This window comes from uncultured Streptococcus sp., from assembly GCF_963536705.1.
Taxonomy (GTDB): domain Bacteria; phylum Bacillota; class Bacilli; order Lactobacillales; family Streptococcaceae; genus Streptococcus.
Genome location: NZ_CAUTAP010000021.1, coordinates 1 through 22,774 on the forward strand (window position 1 = coordinate 1; position 22,774 = coordinate 22,774).

Consider the following 22,774-nt stretch of genomic DNA (forward strand, 5'->3'; position numbering starts at 1 on the left):
GATAAACGCTGAAAGCATCTAAGTGTGAAACCCACCTCAAGATGAGATTTCCCATAACGCAAGTTAGTAAGAGCCCTGAGAGAAGATCAGGTTGATAGGTTAGAAGTGGAAGTGTGGTGACACATGGAGCGGACTAATACTAATCGCTCGAGGACTTATCCTAGAATAAGAAATTCATCAGAGTGCAGCGAATGGTTTAGAGAAATGTTAGATTTGATATTGTATTCAATTTTGAGTTGACAAGGCTTGTCTGAGAGGACAGGACAGTTAATTCAATAGTTAAGTGACGATAGCCTAGGAGATACACCTGTACCCATGCCGAACACAGCAGTTAAGCCCTAGAACGCCGGAAGTAGTTGGGGGTTGCCCCCTGTGAGATATGGTAGTCGCTTAGCAGTTATCCGCCATAGCTCAGTTGGTAGTAGCGCATGACTGTTAATCATGATGTCGTAGGTTCGAGTCCTACTGGCGGAGTTTCAAAGAGGTTTTTACCTCTTTTTATTTTTAGTGATAGGATATACTGGAGACAAGGTATTCTATAATCTTATTGATGAGCTATGAAACTTCTATTAGTACTTAGTGTATTCTAAAGTTTGACTTTGTATTCTTTATAGTTGAATGAAAAAAGCAGAAGTTAGTCTGAGACTAGTTTCTGCTTTTTTGATTAGAGTTTGTTTGATAAAAATGGTTTCTAGGTCTGGTCTTACTCCAGAGTTTGGGGTTCAAAGAAAGCTCGGTAAAGCGCGCGAATGGCAGCTTTTTCTTGATTTTTTTCAACAACAAACATGATGGATACTTCGCTTGAGCCTTGGGACATCATTTGAATGTTGATGTTGTTTTCCGAAAGAGCTTTGGTTGCAGTGGCTGTAACCCCGATATGACTCTTCATTTTTTCGCCAACAATCATAATAATGGAAAGGTCGTGTTCGATTTCTGCATGATCAACCTCTGCTTTTTGAACAAGCTGGCGAAGGATCTCTTCCTCTTTGATAGGAGTTAATTCGCGCTCGCGCAAGATAATGGAAAGGTCATCAATTCCTGTAGGCATGTGCTCCCAACCAATATTCAGGTCTTCGAGAATTTGAAGGACGCGTCTACCAAAGCCGATTTCTCTATTCATCAGGTACTTGGACATGTTAATGCTGACAAAGCCAGCATCTCCAGCAATTCCAACGACCGGGAGGTGGTCCTTACTGTGTTTATGGACAATTTGAGTACCTGGATGTTCTGGATTGTTGGTATTTTTAATAACCAGCGGGATTTTGCCGCGGTATGCTGGAAGCAGAGCTTCATCATGGAGAACGGTAAAGCCAGCGTAGGCCAATTCACGCATTTCCCGATAGGTTAGCTCGGGAATGGAATGCGGTTTGTGTACAATGCCGGGATGGGCAGCAAAGATTCCGTCAACATCAGTAAAGTTTTCATAAACATCTGCTTTGACTCCCGCAGCAATGATAGAGCCCGTAATATCAGAACCCCCGCGAGAGAAAGTGCAGATTTGTCCATCTTGAGTTACACCAAAGAAACCAGGAATAACTAGAACTTCATCAGAATTGTTGAGTTCTTCAATCTTATCATAGCTGGAAGGAAGAATTCTTGCATTGCCAGGTTCACTGGAAACGACGAGTCCTGCTTCTCTTGGATGTACGTAGCTAGCTGGAACGCCATTTTGACTGAAATAAGCTGCAATTAATTTGGCATTGTTGTTTTCTCCTGCAGCAAGAAAAGTATCATAAAGAAATGCATTATCTTCAATTGGCAAAGTAGCAAGGCTTGTGATGCTTTTGGAAATTTTCTCCAGAACTTTTGGTTTCAAACCAAGTTCTGCCACCATATCTGCATAGCGATTGATAATCCACTGTTGGTTTGGTGTGACATCATTTCCTGCAATATACTCTCGGTAATATTTAATCAGGGCATCGGTTACTTTGATATCGTCATCATGGCGTTTTCCTGGCGCTGATACTACAACAAATCGACGTTCAGGATCAGATTTGACGATATTCAAAACTTTTTCTAATTGAGTCGCAGAAGCCAGTGAACTTCCGCCAAATTTTACAACTTTCATAGGTTCTCCTATCTTATTTTAAAAATTATAACAAAATTCTGAAAATTATTCAAACGCGGTTTTTATACTATTTTTATCCAAATTACTACTTTTACACTTCAAATTTGAAGACCATCTAATTTTTCCCATTTTTTATTTCCTTTCTTTTATATTTTATGATAAAATATAAGTTGTGTATAATTTGAATATCAAATTATTTAATAATAAAACAAAACGGCTGATTTGAAATCGGGTCGGGAATGGAGCTGAAATGACATTTAATGGAATTCTCTATCATGTAGCAGATGAGCTAGCAACGATTACTTTCAATCGTCCTGAAGTTTCAAATGGCTTTAATATTCCTATGTGCGAGGAAATTTTAGAGGCTATTGAACTTGCTGCTAAGGATGACTCTGTCAAATTTTTGGTTATCAATGCGAATGGTAAGGTTTTTTCAGTGGGTGGGGATTTGGCTGAGATGCAGAGAGCCGTCAGTGATGATGATGTCCAATCCTTGGTGAAAATTGCCGAACTGGTGAATGATATTTCCTTTGCTATGAAACGTCTTCCTAAGCCAGTTATCATGAGTGTCGATGGCCCTGTTGCTGGTGCGGCTGCTAACATGGTCGTTGCAGCAGATTTCTGTATTGCCACTGAAAAATCCCGTTTCATTCAGGCCTTTGTCGGTGTTGGTCTGGCGCCAGATGCTGGTGGTCTATTCTTACTGACTCGTGCTATCGGGGTGACTCGTGCTACCCATCTTGTTATGACTGGGGAAGCTCTGACTGCAGAGAAAGCTCTGGATTACGGCTTGCTTTATAAAGTCTGTGAAGCAGAGAAATTGGAAAAAACAACGGAACAGTTGCTGAAGAAGCTGAAACGTGGCTCTCTAAATTCTTACAGAGCTATGAAAGAAATGATCTGGAAGAGTCTGTTCAGCGGCTGGTCTGAGTATGCTGAGCTAGAGTTGGAACTACAGAAATCGCTGGCTTTTACAGAAGATTTTAAAGAAGGGGTTCGGGCTTACTCTGAGAAACGTCGTCCAAACTTTACTGGTAAATAATGTAGTGGTTCAAGTTTGCTTAATTTGTGAGTTGTTTACAAAAATATTTGAAAATCAAATTGATTTTCAAAAAAGCTTGCAAATTACTTTTCTATCTGATAAAATTTGATTGTCAAAGTATTTTCTTAAGGAGGGTTGGTTTTGAATTTTCAGTTAGTAAATGATTACTTAACGTCTATTTTCAATAATGTCTTGGTTATTGAAGAATCGAGCCTAAGAAGCAGTCGTTTCAACGACGTCTCCATTAAGGAAATGCATACGATAGATGTCATCGGCACAACCCCAAATGCTACTCCAAGTGATATATCACGAGAATTGATGGTTACCTTGGGGACTGTTACGACTAGTTTGAATAATCTGGAACGTAAGGGTTATATTGAGCGGCGTCGGTCGGAAGTTGACCGTCGTGTGGTGCATCTGAATTTGACAAAGAATGGGCGGCTTTTGTATCGTCTTCACAAGCGATTCCACAACCGCATGGTCATGCAGGTAGTGGATGGGATGAGTCCAGATGAGAGACAAGTGATGCAAAAGGGCCTGCAAAATTTATATAGTTTCCTAGAGGATTTGAAATAATGAACTATGCTAAGATTAGCCAAGCGGCTCATTATGCTCCCCGTCAGGTTGTCAGTAATGATGATCTAGCAGAGATTATGGATACCAGTGATGAGTGGATTTCAAGTCGAACTGGGATTAAAAAACGCCATTTATCGTCAGATGAAACGACCAGTGATTTAGCGACAAAAGTAGCAGAGAATTTGCTGCAAAAGTCGGGAATTTCTGCTCAAGACCTAGATTTTATCATTGTTGCTACCATTACGCCGGATTCTTTAATGCCTTCAACGGCTGCGAGAGTACAGGCCAATATTGGAGCCAAGAATGCATTTGCCTTTGATCTGACGGCGGCCTGCAGTGGCTTTATCTTCGCCTTATCAACTGGAGAAAAATTAATTTCTTCTGGCCGTTATCAAAAAGGTCTAATCATAGGTAGTGAGACCCTTTCTAAGACGGTAGATTGGTCGGATCGTTCAACAGCGGTTCTCTTTGGAGATGGAGCTGGCGGTGTCCTGTTGGAAAGTGCTTCAGAACAGCATTTTTTGGCAGAAAGTCAGTTTACGGACGGATCTCGCGGAGATAGTCTGACCTGCGGAAAAATCGGTTTGTCTTCACCTTTTTCTGAAAAGGGTGAGAATCAGCCTTATCTGACAATGGACGGTAGAGCTATTTTCGACTTTGCTATTCGTGATGTTGCTCGTTCTATCAGGGAAACCATTGAAAGCAGTCAGCTTTCAGCGGAAGATTTGGATTTTCTGTTGCTACATCAGGCCAATATCCGTATTTTGGATAAAATGGCTAAGAAGCTTGGTGTTGCGCGGGAGAAACTTCCAGCCAATATGATGGAATATGGCAATACTAGCGCTGCTAGCATCCCGATTTTATTATCTGAGTGTGTGGAGCAAGGACTAATCAAACTGAACGGAAATCAGACAATTTTGATGTCAGGTTTTGGTGGAGGTTTGACATGGGGCACGCTTATTGTTACAATTTAGTTAATCAAGTGGAAACACATGATAAAAAATATTTTATTTTTAAAGGAGTCTATCCATGGCAGTATTTGAAAAAGTACAAGAAATTATCGTTGAAGAACTTGGCAAAGAGCCATCAGAAGTTACTCTTGAGTCAACTTTTGATGATCTTGAAGCAGATTCATTGGACTTATTCCAAGTGATTTCAGAAATTGAAGATGCATTTGACATCCAAATCGAAACTGAAGAAGGCTTGAACACAGTTGGTGATTTGGTTGCTTATGTAGAAGAAAAAACTAAATAAGCAAGTAACTGAGAGTATCGAAAGATATTCTCTCTTGTTTAGGTAATAGTTTGACTGTCAAAGTAAAGAAAATACATCTAGCGTGTGGTAGTTTGAAATCAAGCTATTACTTAAGCAATGATAAAAGGAAGGTATTATGCAAACACGTATTACAGAATTATTGAACATTGATTATCCTATTTTCCAAGGCGGGATGGCCTGGGTTGCTGACGGCGACTTGGCTGGGGCAGTTTCAAAAGCTGGCGGTCTTGGTATCATCGGTGGCGGAAATGCACCCAAGGAAGTGGTAAAGGCAAATATTGACAAGATTAAGTCTTTGACGGACCGTCCTTTCGGTGTTAATATCATGCTGCTGTCTCCTTTTGCGGACGACATTGTTGATCTCGTCATTGAAGAGGGAGTAAAAGTAGTAACAACTGGTGCGGGGAACCCAAGCAAGCACATGGCTCGTTTCCATGAAGCGGGAATTACAGTTATCCCTGTTGTGCCAAGTGTGGCCTTGGCTAAGCGGATGGAAAAAATCGGTGCGGATGCAGTCATTGCAGAAGGTATGGAAGCCGGTGGCCACATCGGGAAATTGACTACCATGTCCTTGGTTCGTCAGGTTGCAGAAGCAGTCAGCATTCCGGTGATTGCTGCAGGTGGTATTGCAGATGGTTCTGGTGCTGCAGCTGGCTTTATGCTGGGAGCGGAGGCCGTTCAGGTCGGAACTCGCTTTGTCGTTGCTAAGGAATCCAATGCTCATCAGAACTATAAGAACATGATTTTGAAGGCTCGCGATATTGATACGACTATCTCTGCCCAGCATTTCGGTCATGCGGTTCGTGCTATCAAGAATAAGCTGACGCGTGATTTCGAAAAGGCAGAAAAAGAAGCCTTCAAGCAAGAAAATCCAGATTTGACTGTTTTTGAAAATCTTGGAGCTGGTGCTTTGGCCAATGCGGTTGTTCGCGGAGATGTGGAAAATGGTTCCGTTATGTCTGGTCAAATTGCTGGTTTAATCAGTAAGGAAGAGACAGTCGAAGAAATCCTCAAAGATATCTACTATGGTGCTGCTGAGAAAATTCAGCAGGAAGCTAAACGTTGGACAGGAGTAACTAGAAATGACTAAAAGAGCCTTTCTCTTCGCCGGTCAGGGAGCGCAGTACCTTGGAATGGGGCGTGAGCTTTATGATCAGTATGAGCTTGTGCGGTCAACTTTTGATGAAGCTAGCCAAGTTCTAGGCTATGATGTCCGAGCTTTGATCGATCAAGATGAAGAAAAGCTCAATCAAACTCGCTACACGCAACCGGCTATTTTAACAACTTCAGTAGCTATTTATCGCCTCTTGGCTGATAAGGGAATCGAGCCTGATATGGTAGCAGGTCTCTCGCTTGGAGAATATTCTGCTTTGGTGGCTGCGGGCGCCCTTGATTTTAAGACTGCAGTGGCCTTAGTTGCTAAGCGCGGTAGCTTCATGGAAGAGGCTGCTCCAGCTGGCTCTGGGAAAATGGTCGCTGTTTTAAATGCTGAGGTTTCTCTTATTGAAGAGGTCTGTCAAGAAGCAAGCGCTATTGGTGTAGTCTCACCAGCTAACTATAATACGCCTAGTCAGATTGTTATTGGCGGTGAAGTCGCAGCGGTAGATAAGGCTGTAGAGCTTTTGAAAGATGCTGGTGTCAAGCGCTTAATCCCGCTCAATGTATCCGGACCTTTCCATACGGCGCTTTTAAAGCCAGCCAGCGAACGATTGGCAGAAGTCTTGGAAACAGTTGAGTTTTCAGATTTTGTACGGCCATTAGTCGGAAATACTGAAGCAACTGTGATGGAAAAAGAACGAGTCAAAGAGCTTTTGACTCGTCAGGTAATGGAGCCAGTGCGCTTTTATGACAGCATTGCTATAATGCAGGAAGTTGGTGTGACTGAATTTATCGAAATCGGTCCTGGCAAAGTCCTATCTGGCTTTATTAAGAAAATTGATAAATCTGCGGATGTACGCCAAGTTGAAGATGTAGAAAGTTTGAATGCTCTTCTAGAAAAATAATGAGGAATCATCATGGAATTACAAAACAAGAATGTGTTAATTACAGGGTCCGCTCGTGGGATTGGGCTGGCAATTGCGCATAAATTTGCCAGTGTCGGAGCCAATGTTATCTTAAACGGACTAAGCGGGATTTCTGATGATATTTTGACTGAATTTGCCGGCTATTCTGGTAAAGTCGTAGCTGTTATTGGGGATGTGTCTAAATCTGCGGATGCTCAGCGGATAGTGGAAGAAGCTGTTGCGGCTCTGGGGTCTGTTGATGTATTGGTCAATAATGCTGGTATTACCCGTGATAAGCTCATGCTGAAAATGACGGAAGAAGATTTTGAGCAGGTGCTGAAAGTGAACTTGACTGGAACATTCAATATGACACAATCAGTCCTGAAACCGATGACAAAAGCTCGTCAGGGTGCTATTATCAACCTATCGAGTGTCGTTGGTTTAGCTGGAAATATCGGTCAGGCAAACTATGCAGCTTCCAAGGCCGGTCTGATTGGTTTTTCTAAGTCAGTAGCCCGTGAAGTGGCAGCGCGTAATATCCGTGTGAACTGCATTGCCCCTGGCTTTATCGCATCTGATATGACAGATGTGCTCCCAGAAAAAGTAAAGGCGGCGTCTCTGGCGCTCATTCCGATGAAGCGTTTTGGTACTCCGGAAGAAGTAGCAGATGTTGCTCTCTTCTTGGCGGGTCAAGAATATCTGACGGGTCAAGTCATCACGATTGATGGCGGCTTTACTATGCAGTAAGTCACAGTTTTTGAATATTAACGAGTAGAAAATCAGTTGATTCATCTAAATAAAGGAGCTCAATATGAAACTTAATCGAGTTGTTGTAACAGGATACGGTTTAACTTCACCTATCGGGAATACTCCAGAAGAATTCTGGAATAATTTAAAAGAAGGCAATATTGGAATCGGTCCAATTACTAAATTTGATCATAGTGAATACAGTGTTCACAATGCGGCGGAAATTCAGGATTTTCCATTTGATAAGTATTTTGTCAAAAAGGATACCAACCGTTATGATAATTACACTCTTTATGCGCTTTATGCCTCTCAGGAAGCGGTCAACAATGCTCACTTAGATGTAGATGCGTTGGATAAGGATCGCTTTGGTGTCATTGTGGCTTCAGGTATCGGTGGGATTCAGGAAATTGAAGAGCAGGTTGTTCGCTTGCATGAAAAAGGTCCTAAACGTATCAAACCTTTGACTTTGCCAAAAGCTCTGCCAAATATGGGGGCAGGAAATGTAGCGATGCGCTTTGGAGCCAATGGTATCTGTAAGTCTGTCAATACAGCTTGTGCCTCAGCTAACGATGCGATTGGTGAAGCTTTCCGCTCGATTAAATTCGGTTATCAAGATGTGATGCTGGTTGGTGGTTCAGAAGCTTCTATTACACCATTTGCGATTGCTGGTTTCCAAGCTCTGACTGCTCTTTCTACGACAGAAGATCCTAAGCGTGCTTCTATTCCTTTTGACAAGGATCGCAATGGTTTTGTCATGGGTGAAGGTTCTGGTATGCTGGTTCTGGAAAGTTTGGAACATGCTGAGAAACGCGGAGCTACTATCCTGGCTGAGGTGGTAGGATACGGCCACACTTGTGACGCTTACCATATGACTTCTCCGCATCCAGAAGGTTTGGGTGCTATCAAGGCGATCAAACAGGCAGTTGAAGAAGCTGAAATTGAGCCGAAAGATGTAGCTTATGTTAATGCTCACGGCACATCAACCCCCGCTAACGAAAAAGGCGAAAGCGGAGCCATTGTTTCTGTCTTTGGTAAAGATGTAGCGGTGTCCTCTACTAAATCCTTTACAGGACATCTGCTCGGTGCAGCGGGCGCGGTTGAGGCTATTGCGACGATTGAAGCAATGCGTCATAGCTATGTGCCAAAAACAGCTGGTACAACAGAGCTGCCAGACTATATTGAAGCCAACGTTATTTACGGTCAAGGTAAGGAACAGGAAATCCCTTATGCGATTTCCAATACATTTGGCTTTGGCGGCCACAATGCAGTTCTTGCCTTTAAACGCTGGGAGGCTTAAAAACCTATGAATATCAACGAAATTAAAGATTTAATGGCGCAGTTTGACCAGTCTAGTCTGCGTGAGTTTTCTTACAAAAATCAGAGCGATGAGCTGACTTTTAGTAAGAATGAAGGTCAGGCTGCAGTTCCAACAGCAAGTTCAGCTCCAATTGCTGCACCTTTGCAGGCTGCGAGTGCGCCTGTGATTGAGCCAACTCCTCAAGCAGCTCCGTCTGCAGAGCCAGAAACAGCTTCAGAAGCTCCGGCACCTGCTGCTGAAGGTGATGTTTTGGAAAGCCCTTTGGTTGGTGTGGCTTACTTAGCAGCTGGTCCAGACAAGCCGCCGTTTGTATCTGTTGGAGACCAAGTTAAAAAAGGTCAAACCCTTATGATTATTGAAGCAATGAAGGTCATGAATGAAGTTCCAGCACCTAAAGATGGCCTGGTTACAGAAATTCTAGTTCAGAATGAAGAAATGGTTGAATTTGGGAAAGGGCTGGTACGCATCAAATGATTGATATCAATGCAATAAAAGAAGCACTTCCGCACCGTTACCCAATGCTTTTAGTGGATCGTGTTTTGGAAGTTAGCGAAGATGAGATTGTCGCTCTGAAAAATGTGACAGTCAATGAGCCTTTCTTTAACGGACATTTTCCTCAATATCCTGTTATGCCAGGTGTCTTAATCATGGAAGCTCTGGCTCAAACAGCCGGCGTGTTGGAATTGTCCAAAGAAGAAAATAAGGGCAAACTGGTCTTCTATGCTGGCATGGACAAGGTCAAGTTCAAAAAGCAAGTTGTACCAGGTGACCAGCTGATTATGACAGCTAAGTTTGTCAAGCGCCGCGGAACCATTGCGGTTGTAGAGGCGAAAGCAGAAGTTGATGGAAAACTTGCAGCCAGCGGTACCTTGACCTTTGCGATTGGCCAGTAGATAAAAGGAGCTTTCACCATGTTTCGTAAAATTTTAATTGCTAACCGTGGGGAAATTGCGGTCAGAATTATTCGTGCAGCTCGCGAGTTGGGAATTGATACGGTAGCTGTTTATTCAACGGCTGACAAGGAAGCACTCCATACCTTACTGGCTGATGAGGCCGTCTGCATCGGCCCAGCCAAGTCCACTGATTCTTATCTAAATATGAATGCAGTTTTGTCTGCTGCTGTTCTGACAGGTGCAGAAGCCATTCATCCTGGGTTTGGTTTTTTGAGTGAAAACTCTAAATTTGCGACCATGTGCGAAGAAGTCGGCATTAAGTTTATTGGGCCTTCAGGTGCTGTTATGGACATGATGGGGGACAAGATTAATGCTCGGGCTCAGATGATTAAGGCGAAAGTGCCGGTTATCCCAGGTTCTGATGGAGAAGTTCATACCTCTGAAGAAGCCTTGGAAGTCGCAGAAAAGATTGGTTATCCAGTCATGCTTAAAGCTTCTGCTGGCGGCGGCGGCAAGGGCATTCGTAAGGTTGAAAAGGCTGAGGATTTAGTAGCTGCCTTTGAGTCTGCTTCTAGCGAAGCCAAAGCGGCCTTTGGGAATGGTGCCATGTATATGGAGCGAGTCATCTATCCAGCGCGCCATATTGAAGTGCAGATCTTGGCAGATCAGCAGGGGCATGTGGTTCACTTGGGCGAGCGGGATTGCTCTTTGCAACGTAATAATCAGAAGGTGCTTGAAGAAAGTCCATCTGTGGCAATTGGGAAAACCCTGCGTCAGCAGATTGGTGAAGCAGCTGTTCGGGCTGCTCAGTCCGTCGGCTATGAAAATGCTGGAACGATTGAGTTTCTGCTTGATGAAGCCAAGGGCGAATTCTACTTTATGGAGATGAACACTCGGGTGCAGGTTGAGCATCCAGTCACCGAGTTTGTTACCGGTGTGGATATTGTAAAAGAGCAGATTAAGATAGCAAACGGTCAGGAGCTGTCCTTCAGTCAGGATGATGTTGAAATCCGAGGGCATGCGATTGAGTGTCGGATTAATGCTGAAAATCCAGCCTTTAACTTTGCACCGAGTCCTGGTAAGATTTCAAATGTTTATCTGCCAAGCGGTGGAGTGGGTCTGCGCGTGGATTCAGCCGTCTATCCTGGCTATACCATCCCGCCTTATTACGATAGCATGATTGCGAAGATAATTGTTCACGGGGAAAATCGCTTTGATGCTCTCATGAAGATGCAACGTGCACTCTATGAATTAGAAATTGACGGTGTTGTGACCAATAGCGGCTTCCAATTGGACTTAATCTCAGATCCCAATGTAATTGCTGGTGATTATGACACAGCTTTTCTCATGGAGAAGTTCCTTCCGGCTTATCAAGAGAAACAATAGATGAGACATGTAAGAGCTGCTCTGCAAACTCGAAAGACAGTGACTCTTGCAGTTTGATGTGCCTGAGTATAAAATCTTGAAAAGGAGAAGACGTAAACGATGGCTTTGTTTTCAAAGAAGGATAAATATATCCGTATCAATCCTAATCGAGCGAGTCGGGAAAAGCCTCAAGCAAAGCCTGAGGTACCAGACGAACTCTTTTCGAAATGCCCAGGTTGTAAGCATACCATTTACCAAAAAGATCTTGGAAATGACAGTGTGTGTCCTAACTGTGGCTATAATTTCCGTATTTCTGCTCATGAGCGCTTAAATCTAACTGTGGATGAGAATAGTTTTGAGGAGATGTTCACTGGAATTGAAACCAAGGATCCTCTGAACTTCCCTAACTATCAGGAGAAATTAGCACTTACCCGTGAGAAGACGGGACTTGATGAGGCGGTTCTGACTGGAACAGCTAGTATTAAGGGGCATAAAACGGCTCTTGGTATCATGGATTCAAACTTTATCATGGCTTCTATGGGGACAGTTGTGGGTGAAAAGATTACCCGTCTCTTTGAGTATGCGACAGAACATAAATTACCAGTCGTTCTGTTTACGGCTTCTGGTGGTGCCCGCATGCAGGAGGGCATTATGAGCTTGATGCAGATGGCTAAGGTCTCAGCGGCTGTTCAGCGGCACTCTGCAGCAGGCCTCTTCTATCTGACCGTCTTGACGGACCCGACAACTGGCGGTGTCACAGCCTCTTTCGCTATGGAAGGTGATATTATTCTGGCTGAAACACAGGCTCTGGTTGGATTTGCCGGGCGTCGAGTTATTGAGTCCACGGTTCGTGAGAAGCTGCCAGATGATTTTCAAAAGGCTGAATTTCTCATGGAGCATGGTTTTGTGGATACCATTGTCAAGCGTGGTGATATGAGAGATACACTTGCTACCTTATTAGCATTCCATGGAGGTCAAGCATGACAAAAATCACTCGGATTATTAAAGAAGCGCGTGATCAGGCTCGTTTGACTGCGCTGGATTTTGCACAAGGAATTTTTGATAACTTCGTCGAGCTGCATGGGGATCGCTCTTTTCGAGATGACGGTGCAGTGATTGGCGGTATTGGGACGCTAAAGGGTCAGCCTGTAACGGTGGTCGGTATTCAAAAGGGACGCAATTTGCAGGATAATTTGCGCCGAAACTTTGGACAGCCGCATCCGGAAGGCTACCGCAAGGCACTGCGTCTCATGAAGCAGGCGGAAAAATTTGGCCGTCCTGTGGTAACCTTTATTAATACGGCAGGTGCTTATCCTGGTGTCGGTGCTGAGGAGCGTGGCCAAGGGGAAGCTATTGCCCGTAACTTGATGGAAATGAGCAATCTCAAAGTACCGATTATTGCCATTATTATTGGTGAAGGTGGCTCTGGCGGAGCCTTGGCTTTGGCTGTAGCGGATAAGGTCTGGATGCTGGAAAACTCTATGTATGCAGTTCTCAGTCCAGAAGGTTTTGCTTCTATCCTCTGGAAAGACGGCAGCCGCGCTATGGAAGCGGCAGAACTGATGAAAATTACTTCACATGAGCTCTTGCAGATGGAAGTGGTGGATAAGGTTATTCCTGAAAGAGGCTTTAACAATCATGAATTACTGGCTGCAGTGAAAGAAGAAATTGCTGCTGAGTTGGATAGTCTGTCTCAGCTTCCCTTGGAGCAATTACTGGAAAATCGCTATCAGAGATTCAGGAAATATTAAAAAATCGAAGCCAAAAGGCTTCTTTTTCTCGTTTCGTATTCTTGTTTGAAATTGATGTGGAGCTACCTTACGAGGGAAATATATTTTAGTTTGAAAAATCGCATTATATTCTCTTTATAGGACTTATATAAAATATATATTATACAAGCTATTGGTCCTATGTTAAGATAGTTTCTAATTAAAAGAAATGAGGTTTCATATGTCAGAATTTACTATCCACACGATTGAGTCCGCACCAGCCGAGGTAAAAGAAGTCCTGGAAACTGTTCAAAAAGATAACGGTGGTTATATTCCTAATCTTATCGGTCTTTTGGCCAATGCGCCAACGGCTTTGGAAACTTATCGGACGGTTGGAGCCATCAATCGCCGTAACAGCCTGACACCAACTGAGCGTGAAGTAGTGCAGATAACGGCTGCAGTTACTAATGGCTGTGCTTTCTGTGTAGCGGGTCATACAGCTTTTTCAATCAAGCAGATTCAAATGAATGATGATCTTTTGGAGGCTCTGCGCAATCGTACTCCGATTGATACAGATCCGAAGTTAGATACGCTTGCTAAATTTACTATTGCTGTCATTAATACTAAGGGACGGGTCGGAGATGAGGCTTTGTCAGACTTCCTAGAAGCAGGCTATACGCATGAGAATGCACTGGATGTAGTTCTAGGTGTTAGCCTTGCGACCCTCTGTAATTATGCCAATAATCTGGCCAACACGCCAATTAATCCGGAATTACAGCCTTATGCCTAGTCTTTGAGGAGGTGGCAAATGACATTTTTTTCAGAAGAGTTTATCAACTGGTTGGATGATCACGCTGACCAAATTGACAAAGAATCCTGTGCAGCGGGTAACCAACTGATTGAGCGTATCGCCGCTGAAGGAGCCTTTAGGGTTGGCGTTCCAGAAGAGCTGGGAGGCCGAGGTGGCAATGATACCGATGTGATTGAAGTGCTCAAGGAGCTGGCTCACCATTCTTTGACTGCTTCCTTTATCTCTTGGGGGCAAAGGACCTTTATTGATAACATTTTAAAATCTCCTAATCCCTACTTTAGAGATCACTATTTGGAAGGGCTCTTGTCAGGGAAATATGCAGGTGCGACAGCCCTGTCCAATGCTGTTAAATTCTTGTCGGACTTAGAAGAGTTAAATGTCTCTATCGTGGAAGAAGACGGGAAGTTTTATCTCAAGGGACGTCTGCCTTGGGTAACCAATGCTCGCGCGGATCGCTTCCTCAGCATATTTGTTGCTGGTTTCGAAGATGGGAGTCGCCAGCCGCTGGTTCTGGCTGTGCCGTCTGACGCAGAGAATTTCTCCCGTTCAGCGGATTTAGAGTTTGTATCTTTGCAAGGGGGAAATACAGCTGCCCTGACCTTTAACCATGTGCCTTTGCAAGAGGAATGGATTCTTGCTCAAGATGCCCAGGACTTTTTGGCAGAAAATCGCCCAGCTTTTCTAGGTTATCAGTTTGGTTTGGCTCTTGGCTTAGCAGAGAAGTCTCTGGCGGAGGTCGAGGCCAATCTGTCAGTTCGCTCCATTTTGAGAGAGGAGTGGGAGGAGCAAGTGGCTGCTCTGACTGAAATCCAGGATCAGCTCTATAGAGGACTTCTCCAGCCTGGCTATTTTGTTGAGCGTCCTAAGGAGCTCTTCCAGCTGCGAATTGATATAGTTGATGTGGTAGCTCAAAGTCTGCTCTTGGAGCTGCAGGCTAGTGGAGGCAGAGGATATTTGAGTAATTCGACTTCTGGCTTTATCCGTCGTTGGAACGAAGGAGCATTTCTTCCCATTGTCTCACCGAGTGCAGTCCAGCTGCGGCATATTTTAGAAGTTTCATAGAAATGATGGCAAATAAATGTTTGACTGTCATTGAAAAGGAACTTCAAAACATTACTATAAAGGAGTTGCTTCGTGAACAGCAAACGACCGCCCATTCTTTTATCTGGGTTGATTCTTGGCCTATTTGGCCTAGGTAATCTGTTACTGAACTACCATTCTATCTTTTTCCACTTCTTGAATGGTCTAGCTTTGATACTTTGGCTTTATCTGACACTGGCTTTAGTGCTGTCATTTTCGGACTATCGGCAAGATTTGCAAAAGGCCCCTTTCTTATCGAGCTTTGCGACTTATCCTATGGCTAGTATGCTCTTAGCTGCTTACCTAAGCAAGCTTGGCTTATTTTTGGTGAGCCAGTTTCTTTGGTATATAGCCTTGCTGCTGCATATTTTTCTAATAGCTATCTTTACTTGGAAGTATGTCCTTAAGGCCGAGGGATTATCTTTGACCCCGAGCTGGACGGTCCTATATGTTGGATTGGCCATGGCAAGCTTGACTCAGGGTGTAGTTCATCAGCCATTTTTGGGCTATGTAGCTTGGTTTTTTGCTCTGCTACTGAGTTTGATTCTATATCCCTTATTTTACAGGGCTAGGCGGTCACAAAGGCTGCCTGATGTTTTAAAGCCGCAGTGGGCCATTTACTGTGCACCTTTTTCGCTCCTACTGGGAAGTTATATCCGTCTGGCTGGTTCTGATGCTGAAGGTTGGTTTGTCGCCTTGCTGCTCCTCTTATCGCAGGTCTTTTATCTGTTGGTTTTATGTCTTTTACCCCGCATTTTCCGACTGGGGCCTCAGCTTAGCTGGTCAGCCTTGACCTTTCCTCTTGTCAATACAGCTTTTGCCCTGAAACTAGGACTTGATTATCTAGGTTGGACCTGGCTTGTTTGGCTAAGTCATGCTGAAGCTCTGCTAGCTTTCGTAATCGTCCTCTATGTTTGTTTTTACTATATAGTCTCATTCCGAACCAGAAGGATAACAAAAAATCCGAGATGATACTCTTTGAAAATCATTTTTTGATTTTCTCTGAGTTGATCTCGGATTTTTTTAATTTTAGCAAAATAAGTCTGAACTTAGACCTAATGATACAGGCAAATTATCAGTATGATCTGCTTTTTATTTTGGTGCGATAACTTCTAATCCACCCATGTACGGACGCAGAACTTCTGGGATAGTCACAGAGCCATCTTCGTTTTGGTAATTTTCTAAGATAGCTGCCACTGTGCGTCCGACGGCCAGTCCAGAACCGTTGAGAGTATGAAGGAGTTTGACCTTGCCATCTGTTTCGTCACGGTAGCGGATTTGAGCTCGACGAGCTTGGAAATCTTCTGTGTTAGAGCAACTAGAGATTTCACGGTAGGTGTTCTGAGCCGGAATCCAAACCTCCAAGTCGTAGGTCTTAGCGGCCGAGAAGCCCATATCTCCAGTACAGAGTGCTACAACGCGGTAAGGCAGATTCAGCTTTTGCAGGATGTTTTCAGCGTTGGCAGTCATCTTTTCTAGCTCTTGATAAGATTCTTCTGGCTTGGCAAATTTCACCATTTCAACCTTGTGGAATTGGTGCAGACGAATGAGACCGCGCGTGTCACGACCAGCAGAGCCAGCTTCAGAGCGGAATGATGGACTCATAGCTGTGAAGTAGATTGGCAATTCTTTTCCGTCAAGAATCTCGCCTCGGTAATAGTTGGTCAGCGGAACTTCAGCAGTCGGAATCAGAACGAAGTTGGTATCGCTTAGCTCAAACGTATCTTCTTTGAACTTAGGATATTGCCCAGTCCCAAACATGGAATCGTGGTTTACCATATAAGGAGTGATGACTTCGGTGTAGCCTTCTTTGCCATGCTCATCCAGCATGAAGTTGTAGATAGCACGCTCAAGTCTTGCTCCCAATCCCTTATAGAAGAGGAAGCGAGCACCAGTAACTTTTGCCCCACGTTCCCAGTCTAGGATGTCCAAATCTTCACCCAAATCCCAGTGAGCTTTAGCTTCAAAGTCAAATTGGCGCGGCGTACCCCAGCGACGAACTTCGACATTTTCGTCCTCATCTGCTCCGACAGGAACACTTTCGTGCGGAATATTAGGCAACGTGGTGGTGAACTCGGTCAACTTAGCGTCTAGCTCAGCCAAGGTTGCGTCTAAGTTCTTGACTTCAGCAGAGAGTTTTTGCATGGCAGCAATCTTGTCATCTGCATTTTCTTTGTTGCGTTTAGCTTGGGCAATTTCAGCAGAAACAGTATTGCGCTCAGCCTTGAGTTCTTCGACCTTGACCAATAAATCCCGGCGTTCTTTGTCTATGGTTTTCATTTGGCTAAGGGTAGCTGCGTCAACACCTCGCGTAGCTAATTTTTCAGCTACAGAATCAAAATCTGTACGGATACGTTTTAAATCTAACATAGGTATCTCCAAAAATAAAAGCACTTTATGAAACTGTTGGAGCGGCATAGCCGCGGTTCCATCCAACTTCACAAAAGTGCACTTGCTTAATTATTCATTTTTAAACTAACGGTAGAATTTCCTATTTTCTCCTTATCTGCTCACAGCCACCGCAGACTTTCTGAAAAGTGCCCAATAGTACTTATCCGTTTCAACTATTATACAGGATTTTCCGGAAAATGTAAATCCCAGGATAGGAAAAATCTTGACAGAAAAAGATAACTGTGTTATCTTTAAATAAAGGTAACGTAGTTATCTGAAGGAGTTCTTATGGTAAAACAAACAACACGCGACCGTATGATTGAAAAGGCAAGCCAGCTTATCAGAGAGTATGGCTATCAGAATATCCCCCTGAGGAAACTGGCATCTCTGCTGGGGGTTACAACTGGTGCTTTTTACAAGGCTTTTGAGAATAAGGAGGAACTTTACTATCAGGTCTGTCTTTTGGAAAACCAGAAGCAGCTTAAGCGTTTAGAGGGGCAGTATCTAGATGGAGTCTCTGATCCTCTGGATTGCATTTGGCAGATAGGACTCTTTCTTTTATCGGAATATGAAACTAACAGTCGGATGATGGATTTTCTCTTTTTCAGTCCTGTGGCGATAGAGGCTTACCGGAAAGGTGAGCTTCTGGAAATTGGGAATAAGACAGTAGATTATCTGGATCGGCTGCCTATTGAGAGTCAGAAAGAGAAAAAGATTCTCTTGCTCAAACTGGACACCTTCATCACAGGCTATGGTCATTTTATTGCCAAAGGCTTAGAGCCTTTTGATGAGGAAGTCTATCGCTCAATGTTCAATGATTTACTAGGAGGTTACAAACATGATTAAAAATCTCATTGTTTATGCACATCCCTATGATAAAAGCTTTAACCATGCTATTTTAGAGCAGGTTCAGGACTTGTTGGAGAAGAAAGGTCAGACCTATGAACTGGTCGATCTCTATGAGGATGGTTTTAATCCTGTCTATACCAAGGAAGAGCTAGCGATTTTTAATAAAGGGCAGGCACTAGACCCGCTGGTTTTAAAATATCAGGAAGCTCTTGCGTCCTGTGACCGCCTTATCATGATTTTTCCTATCTGGTGGGCGGATATGCCAGCTATTGTCAAGGGCTTTGAAGATAAGGTATTTTTGAAAAATAAGATTTACGAGGAGACGAAGACTCGCCAGTTAGTTGGTCGTCTGACCAATATTAAAGAGGTATTGGCTATTACTACCTCTGCAGCACCGACCTTCTATCTTAAGTATTTCTGTGGTGATGTCGTCAAGAAAGCCATGTTGGGCCATACCTTTAAGTCTATCGGCGCTAGACAGCGCCGTTGGTTGAATTTCGGGAATATTTCTCAGTCTACAGCTGAAAAACGTCAAGCTTTTTTAGAAAAATTAGCAGAAAAGATTTGAAGAGGTAGCTATCATGATTCGTTTTAGAAGAGCAGATGAAAGGGAGCTTGCTGCTGTGGTCTCAGTTTTAACTGCTGCTTTTGCTGAGCATGAGATCTACAGAGAAAAATTCCGCCCTCTCTTTGGCAGTAGCCAGTCTTATATTGATTTTCTAAATAGATTGCATGCAGTTATGGTTAAGGCAGCGATGCGTCATCATATTTGTCTGCTTGCTGAAGTGGACGGGCGTCTTATGGCAGTCGCTACTATTCATAAGCTCGGTAGCCATCCTGTCGGTATACTTTCCTTTTTGCGGGCAGGAGCATGGAGGATGTGGCAATATATTCCTCAGCTTTTAGCTTTTCAAAAAGTCTTTGGGGAGGGCAGTAAAGAAGCTAAGAAAAGGAGTGTTTCAACTCTTTATCTTGAACTACTGGGTGTGCTGCCTGATTATCAAGGGCAGGGAGTTGGCGGTCTTTTTATCTCAAAAGGACTTGAGTTGCTTGCAAAAGAAGAGAAATGCCAGCGGCTTACTTTGATTACTCATACAGAAAGCAACTGTCGTTTTTACAAAAAGAACGGATTTAAGCAGTTAGATGTCCGTGATGTTGAAGGTGTCAAGACATGGACTTTCGAGAAAAAATTAGCTGATGTTTATACTTTTTGAAGATCTAATGATGCGGTCTTGCATTGATAATATCAGCTTACCCCACCCAATCATTTCAAGGGACTGAAATAGTGCATTCTCAAACCTGTTTCACTTTTCAATTTTTTGTGCTAGCTCCATTTTGCTGATACAAGCAGCTTTTGTCTTAGTCGAAAATATAAAAAATAAGGTTGAAACTTTTTCAACCCTATTTTTTCTTCTTAAAGATTCCAGCAATTTTTTGTAACAGAGTCGGCAATCTAACGACTTTGTCGTTGCCAATATGTTCTCGTGCAATTTTGAGAATCTTACCAGAGTCTTTGGAGGCAAAGAGAAACTTTCCTTTGTCAGTCCAGATTTCAAAATGGCGGCTGACTTTTTTGCCAGAAACATTAGCACCGATAGTAGTGATGCTAGTCCAAGGCAGCTGAATATAATCTTCTACATTGGCATCAGCATAAAACTCCAGAGCTGTCTCGCCGATTAGAAATTTCCCAACCTTTCCGCCTAATCCAAGATAGGATACGCCAGTGGTATTAAACTCAACTGTTTTGTTTTGTGACTGTGCCATAGAGTAACTCCCTTTTAAATAATATAGCTATTATACCACAATAAAAAGAAGGTCGAAACCTTCTTTTTGATTACATCAAACCAGCAACGTGAGCTAGTACACCAACTACGAAGAGGGCGATGATGATTGTGATAGGGGACACTTTCTTCTTAAGCAACCACATACAAGCGAAAGTTAGAAGCAGTCCCATCAAACCAGGAATCAAGGAATCCAAGTTTTGTTGGAAAGTTGTAACTTTTTCAGGGGTTTGAGATAGTCCTTGACCTACTTGAGCAAAGGCTTCTTGGATACCCTTATAGCCACTAGATAATTTGTCCCAATGGATATATGCTTTATCATCTAGCTTAACAGATGATACGTTAAAGACAAACTTAATAGATACCCAGCGCTCAACCAGAACAGCCAAGATAAACATACCTAGGATTGAAGCACCTTTGGTAATGTCTTGGAGGATACCACCAGACATGTCTTTAGTGATTTCAGAACCAGCCTTGTAGCCCAATTCTTGTGTGTACCAGAGGAAAGCCATCCGGATAGCATTCCAAGCTAAGAAGAAGATAAGTGGACCAATGATATTTCCGGTCAAAGCAAGAGATGCTCCAAGTGCTCCAAGGATAGGACGAACTGTGAACCAGAAGACAGGGTCTCCGATACCAGCCAGAGGTCCCATCATACCGATTTTAACCCCTTGGATAGCCGCATCGTCAATTGCTGCACCATTTGCTTTTTCTTCTTCAAGCGCAAGTGTAACTCCGATGATTGGAGCTGCAACATATGGGTGAGTGTTGAAGAACTCCAAGTGACGCTCAAGAGCAGCAGCTTGATCTTCTTTTTTAGTATAAAGCTTCTTAATAGCTGGAATCAGTGAATAAGCCCAGCCCAAGTTTTGCATACGTTCGTAGTTCCAAGAGCCTTGCAAGAAAGTAGAACGCCACCAAACTTTTTGACGGTCAGCCTTTGAAAGAGTCAATTTTCCTGACTCATCAGGTTTTACAGTATTTAATTCTGTCATGATAGTGTGTCTCCTTTCTTAGTAGTCTTCTAGGATGTCGCCGATTGGATCGTTAGATGAAGCTGTTGCTCCGCCACCGCCATTTCCGCCTTTTTTAGACAGAGCGAGGTAGATGAGGGCAATAGCGACACCAATTGCACCGAGGGCAATCAGAGTGAGTTCGCTGACAGCAGCCAAAGCGAAACCAATAGCGAAGAATGGCCATACTTCACGAGTTGCCATCATGTTGATAACCATGGCATAACCAACGGCTACGACCATACCACCACCGATTTGCATACCTTCTGATAGCCAAGCTGGCATAGCTTCAAGAGCAGATTTAACAGACTCAGCAGGAATCATCAAAAGAAGTGCTGCAGGGATAGCAATACGTGCTCCTTGCATGAAGAGAGCGATAAAGTGAGCGCGTTCAACTCCTTTAATGTCTCCTTTTTTCGCAGCAGCATCTGCACCGTGAACCAAACCGACTGACAAAGTGCGGACAATCATAGTCAAGAAGAGACCAGCAACAGCAAGTGGAATAGCAACACCTTGTGCTACAGCGATTCCTTTGCTTGAGAAGTCTCCACCCAGTACCATGATGATGGCAGCGGCAACAGAAGCGAGGGCGGCATCAGGTGCTACAGCAGCTCCGATATTAGCCCAGCCAAGAGCGATCAGCTGGAGAGAGCCACCCAGCATAACACCGGCAGCCAAATTACCAGTTACCAGTCCAATCAAGGTACAAGCAACCAGCGGTTGGTGGAATTGGAATTGGTCCAAGATACCTTCTAGACCGGCTAAGAAGGCAACAAAGACTACTAAAACCATAGAAATAATAGACATGTTCTAAATCCTTTCATAAATTAATAGAAGCAAAACGTTTGATTCTACTGCACGTTGGCTTTCTTAATCAAATCAAACAAATCTTTTTTAGAGTCATTTGGTACTTTACGTACGTCGAATTCAACGCCAAGGTCGCGCAGTTTTTCATATGTGGCAACGTCTTCCTTGTCCATTGACAGTACGTTGTTGACCATCGTTTTACCAGTTGAGTGAGCCATGGAACCAACGTTAAGGGTCTTGATTGGCACACCGCCTTCAACAGCACGAAGGGCATCTTGAGGAGTTTCAAACAGAATCAAGGCATGTGTGTTGCCAAAGCGAGGATCTTTTGAAACAGCAATCAATTTGTCGATTGGGACAACATTGGCTTTGACATTACCTGGTGCAGCTTGCTTGATCAATTCTTTACGAAGTTCATCTTGAGCTACTGAGTCAGAGGCAACGATAATACGATCTGCTTTTGAATCTGGCGTCCAAGCTGTTGCTACCTGACCGTGCAGCAAGCGTGTGTCGATCCGAGCAAGGTTGATTTTGAGCTTGCCGTCACCGATTACAGTTCCTTCAGGGATCGCTGCTTGGGCAACTGGAGCAGCTGCAGCAGGAGCATTTGCTTCTTCAGCAGCAGGATTTAGCTCTTCAGGCAGGGCTTTGACTCCTTCCTTGGCTTCTTTGATAATGTTAGCAACCACAGCTTCAACGCCGGCGTTGGCATCCATCATCCTTTCTGTATAAGCTTGAATCAGCATAGGCAGGTTCAAGCCTGTAATGATAGCGAACTTGCGGTCAGGATTTTCACCCATGACACGGCTAGCTTGGTTGAATGGAGAGCCACTCCAAAGGTCAGCCAAGACCAACACTTCATCGTCCGCATCAAACGAAGCCACAGCGTCATTGAACTTTGCATAGAGATCATCTGGTCCTTCGTTGGGCATAAAAGTAACAACTTGTACTTTTTCCTGCTCACCGAAAATCATAGAACCTGATTGATGAATACCAGCAGCAAATTCACCGTGGCTAGCAATAATGATTCCGATACTCATTATTGA

25 protein-coding genes, 1 tRNA gene and 2 rRNA genes are annotated in these 22,774 nt (G+C 43.6%); 22 read left to right on the forward strand and 6 right to left on the reverse strand.

Translation table 11 applies throughout. The annotated features are described in order from the left end of the window. The 3 genes from RWX26_RS10375 to RWX26_RS10385 form a co-directional block, all read left to right on the forward strand. Window positions 1-163, forward strand: a 23S ribosomal RNA gene (locus RWX26_RS10375); the annotation flags it as partial. Between the two features lie 116 nt (window positions 164-279). After that, a 5S ribosomal RNA gene (rrf, locus tag RWX26_RS10380) occupies window positions 280-395 on the forward strand. 5 nt (window positions 396-400) lie between these two features. After that, window positions 401-474, forward strand: a tRNA-Asn gene (locus RWX26_RS10385). A 229-nt stretch (window positions 475-703) separates the two neighbouring features. On the opposite strand, the gene RWX26_RS10390 is transcribed toward RWX26_RS10385, so the two are convergent. Continuing rightward, on the reverse strand, window positions 704-2,068 hold the full coding sequence (locus RWX26_RS10390; RefSeq protein ID WP_314581512.1) for an aspartate kinase: 1,365 nt from the start codon (window positions 2,066-2,068) through the stop codon (window positions 704-706). A gap of 250 nt (window positions 2,069-2,318) precedes the next feature. Between RWX26_RS10390 and RWX26_RS10395 the strand changes: the two genes are divergently transcribed. The 16 genes from RWX26_RS10395 (at window position 2,319) to RWX26_RS10470 (ending at window position 15,859) form a co-directional block, all read left to right on the forward strand. Beyond that, the gene (locus RWX26_RS10395) at window positions 2,319-3,110 is read left to right on the forward strand and encodes an enoyl-CoA hydratase (RefSeq protein WP_314581515.1); all 792 of its coding nucleotides are present in this window, start codon (window positions 2,319-2,321) and stop codon (window positions 3,108-3,110) included. Window positions 3,111-3,251: 141 nt separating this feature from the next. Continuing rightward, complete coding sequence (locus tag RWX26_RS10400) at window positions 3,252-3,686, forward strand: MarR family transcriptional regulator (protein ID WP_314581516.1); 435 nt, start codon at window positions 3,252-3,254, stop codon at window positions 3,684-3,686. Next, window positions 3,686-4,660 carry a beta-ketoacyl-ACP synthase III gene (locus tag RWX26_RS10405; protein ID WP_314581517.1) on the forward strand — a complete coding sequence of 325 codons (975 nt, stop codon included), beginning with the start codon at window positions 3,686-3,688 and terminating at the stop codon, window positions 4,658-4,660. Before RWX26_RS10400 ends, RWX26_RS10405 begins: the two co-directional genes overlap by 1 nt. Before the next feature lie 55 nt (window positions 4,661-4,715). Next, window positions 4,716-4,940, forward strand: coding sequence for an acyl carrier protein (locus RWX26_RS10410; protein ID WP_002893611.1), 225 nt, complete (start codon window positions 4,716-4,718; stop codon window positions 4,938-4,940). Window positions 4,941-5,076: 136 nt separating this feature from the next. After that, window positions 5,077-6,051, forward strand: coding sequence for an enoyl-[acyl-carrier-protein] reductase FabK (gene fabK / locus RWX26_RS10415; RefSeq protein WP_314581519.1), 975 nt, complete (start codon window positions 5,077-5,079; stop codon window positions 6,049-6,051). Beyond that, on the forward strand, window positions 6,044-6,964 hold the full coding sequence (fabD, locus tag RWX26_RS10420) for an ACP S-malonyltransferase (RefSeq protein WP_125378658.1): 921 nt from the start codon (window positions 6,044-6,046) through the stop codon (window positions 6,962-6,964). Before fabK ends, fabD begins: the two co-directional genes overlap by 8 nt. A gap of 12 nt (window positions 6,965-6,976) precedes the next feature. Then, window positions 6,977-7,711, forward strand: a complete 735-nt coding sequence (fabG, locus tag RWX26_RS10425; RefSeq protein WP_314581521.1) for a 3-oxoacyl-[acyl-carrier-protein] reductase — start codon at window positions 6,977-6,979, stop codon at window positions 7,709-7,711. A 64-nt stretch (window positions 7,712-7,775) separates the two neighbouring features. Next, the gene (fabF, locus tag RWX26_RS10430; RefSeq protein ID WP_002927619.1) at window positions 7,776-9,008 is read left to right on the forward strand and encodes a beta-ketoacyl-ACP synthase II; all 1,233 of its coding nucleotides are present in this window, start codon (window positions 7,776-7,778) and stop codon (window positions 9,006-9,008) included. A gap of 6 nt (window positions 9,009-9,014) precedes the next feature. Then, window positions 9,015-9,503, forward strand: coding sequence for an acetyl-CoA carboxylase biotin carboxyl carrier protein (accB, locus tag RWX26_RS10435; protein WP_314581523.1), 489 nt, complete (start codon window positions 9,015-9,017; stop codon window positions 9,501-9,503). Beyond that, window positions 9,500-9,922, forward strand: coding sequence for a 3-hydroxyacyl-ACP dehydratase FabZ (fabZ, locus tag RWX26_RS10440; protein WP_002896886.1), 423 nt, complete (start codon window positions 9,500-9,502; stop codon window positions 9,920-9,922). The genes accB and fabZ overlap by 4 nt, the downstream gene beginning before the upstream one ends. 18 nt (window positions 9,923-9,940) lie before the next feature. Continuing rightward, window positions 9,941-11,308 (forward strand): acetyl-CoA carboxylase biotin carboxylase subunit, encoded by a 1,368-nt coding sequence (locus tag RWX26_RS10445; protein ID WP_002893598.1) that lies wholly within the window; start codon window positions 9,941-9,943, stop codon window positions 11,306-11,308. Window positions 11,309-11,407: 99 nt separating this feature from the next. Then, entirely contained in the window at window positions 11,408-12,271 is an 864-nt protein-coding gene (gene accD / locus RWX26_RS10450) for an acetyl-CoA carboxylase, carboxyltransferase subunit beta (protein WP_314581525.1), read from the forward strand. After that, window positions 12,268-13,038 (forward strand): acetyl-CoA carboxylase carboxyl transferase subunit alpha, encoded by a 771-nt coding sequence (locus RWX26_RS10455; protein ID WP_002901173.1) that lies wholly within the window; start codon window positions 12,268-12,270, stop codon window positions 13,036-13,038. Before accD ends, RWX26_RS10455 begins: the two co-directional genes overlap by 4 nt. 199 nt (window positions 13,039-13,237) lie before the next feature. Continuing rightward, complete coding sequence (locus RWX26_RS10460; RefSeq protein WP_032911848.1) at window positions 13,238-13,786, forward strand: carboxymuconolactone decarboxylase family protein; 549 nt, start codon at window positions 13,238-13,240, stop codon at window positions 13,784-13,786. Window positions 13,787-13,804: 18 nt separating this feature from the next. Beyond that, complete coding sequence (locus RWX26_RS10465) at window positions 13,805-14,869, forward strand: acyl-CoA dehydrogenase family protein (RefSeq protein WP_314581529.1); 1,065 nt, start codon at window positions 13,805-13,807, stop codon at window positions 14,867-14,869. Between the two features lie 72 nt (window positions 14,870-14,941). After that, window positions 14,942-15,859 carry a TDT family transporter gene (locus RWX26_RS10470; protein WP_314581530.1) on the forward strand — a complete coding sequence of 306 codons (918 nt, stop codon included), beginning with the start codon at window positions 14,942-14,944 and terminating at the stop codon, window positions 15,857-15,859. A 120-nt stretch (window positions 15,860-15,979) separates the two neighbouring features. Here RWX26_RS10470 and serS read toward each other — a convergent pair whose 3' ends face one another. Continuing rightward, a complete protein-coding gene (serS, locus tag RWX26_RS10475) occupies window positions 15,980-17,257 on the reverse strand; it encodes a serine--tRNA ligase (protein ID WP_314581533.1) in 1,278 nt (425 codons plus the stop codon). 309 nt (window positions 17,258-17,566) lie between these two features. On the opposite strand from serS, the gene RWX26_RS10480 reads away from it, so the two are divergent. From RWX26_RS10480 to RWX26_RS10490, 3 genes are read left to right on the forward strand one after another with little or no spacing between them, the layout of a single operon-like run. Next, window positions 17,567-18,124: a TetR/AcrR family transcriptional regulator gene (locus RWX26_RS10480; protein WP_223338014.1), complete on the forward strand. Its 558-nt coding sequence runs from the start codon at window positions 17,567-17,569 to the stop codon at window positions 18,122-18,124. Then, window positions 18,117-18,695, forward strand: a complete 579-nt coding sequence (locus RWX26_RS10485; protein WP_314581537.1) for an NAD(P)H-dependent oxidoreductase — start codon at window positions 18,117-18,119, stop codon at window positions 18,693-18,695. The genes RWX26_RS10480 and RWX26_RS10485 overlap by 8 nt, the downstream gene beginning before the upstream one ends. A 13-nt stretch (window positions 18,696-18,708) precedes the next feature. Continuing rightward, complete coding sequence (locus tag RWX26_RS10490) at window positions 18,709-19,341, forward strand: GNAT family N-acetyltransferase (RefSeq protein WP_223338016.1); 633 nt, start codon at window positions 18,709-18,711, stop codon at window positions 19,339-19,341. Between the two features lie 187 nt (window positions 19,342-19,528). Here the strand turns inward: RWX26_RS10490 and RWX26_RS10495 are convergent, their stop codons facing one another. The 4 genes from RWX26_RS10495 to RWX26_RS10510 all read right to left on the reverse strand — a co-directional run bounded on the left by RWX26_RS10495 (window position 19,529) and on the right by RWX26_RS10510 (window position 22,768). Next, window positions 19,529-19,891, reverse strand: coding sequence for a DUF956 family protein (locus tag RWX26_RS10495; RefSeq protein WP_002920098.1), 363 nt, complete (start codon window positions 19,889-19,891; stop codon window positions 19,529-19,531). 70 nt (window positions 19,892-19,961) lie between these two features. Beyond that, a complete protein-coding gene (locus RWX26_RS10500; RefSeq protein ID WP_002893579.1) occupies window positions 19,962-20,903 on the reverse strand; it encodes a PTS system mannose/fructose/sorbose family transporter subunit IID in 942 nt (313 codons plus the stop codon). 18 nt (window positions 20,904-20,921) lie between these two features. Next, on the reverse strand, window positions 20,922-21,728 hold the full coding sequence (locus RWX26_RS10505) for a PTS mannose/fructose/sorbose transporter subunit IIC (RefSeq protein WP_002893578.1): 807 nt from the start codon (window positions 21,726-21,728) through the stop codon (window positions 20,922-20,924). Between the two features lie 44 nt (window positions 21,729-21,772). Continuing rightward, a complete protein-coding gene (locus RWX26_RS10510; RefSeq protein WP_002893577.1) occupies window positions 21,773-22,768 on the reverse strand; it encodes a PTS sugar transporter subunit IIB in 996 nt (331 codons plus the stop codon). Window positions 22,769-22,774: the final 6 nt, after the last annotated feature.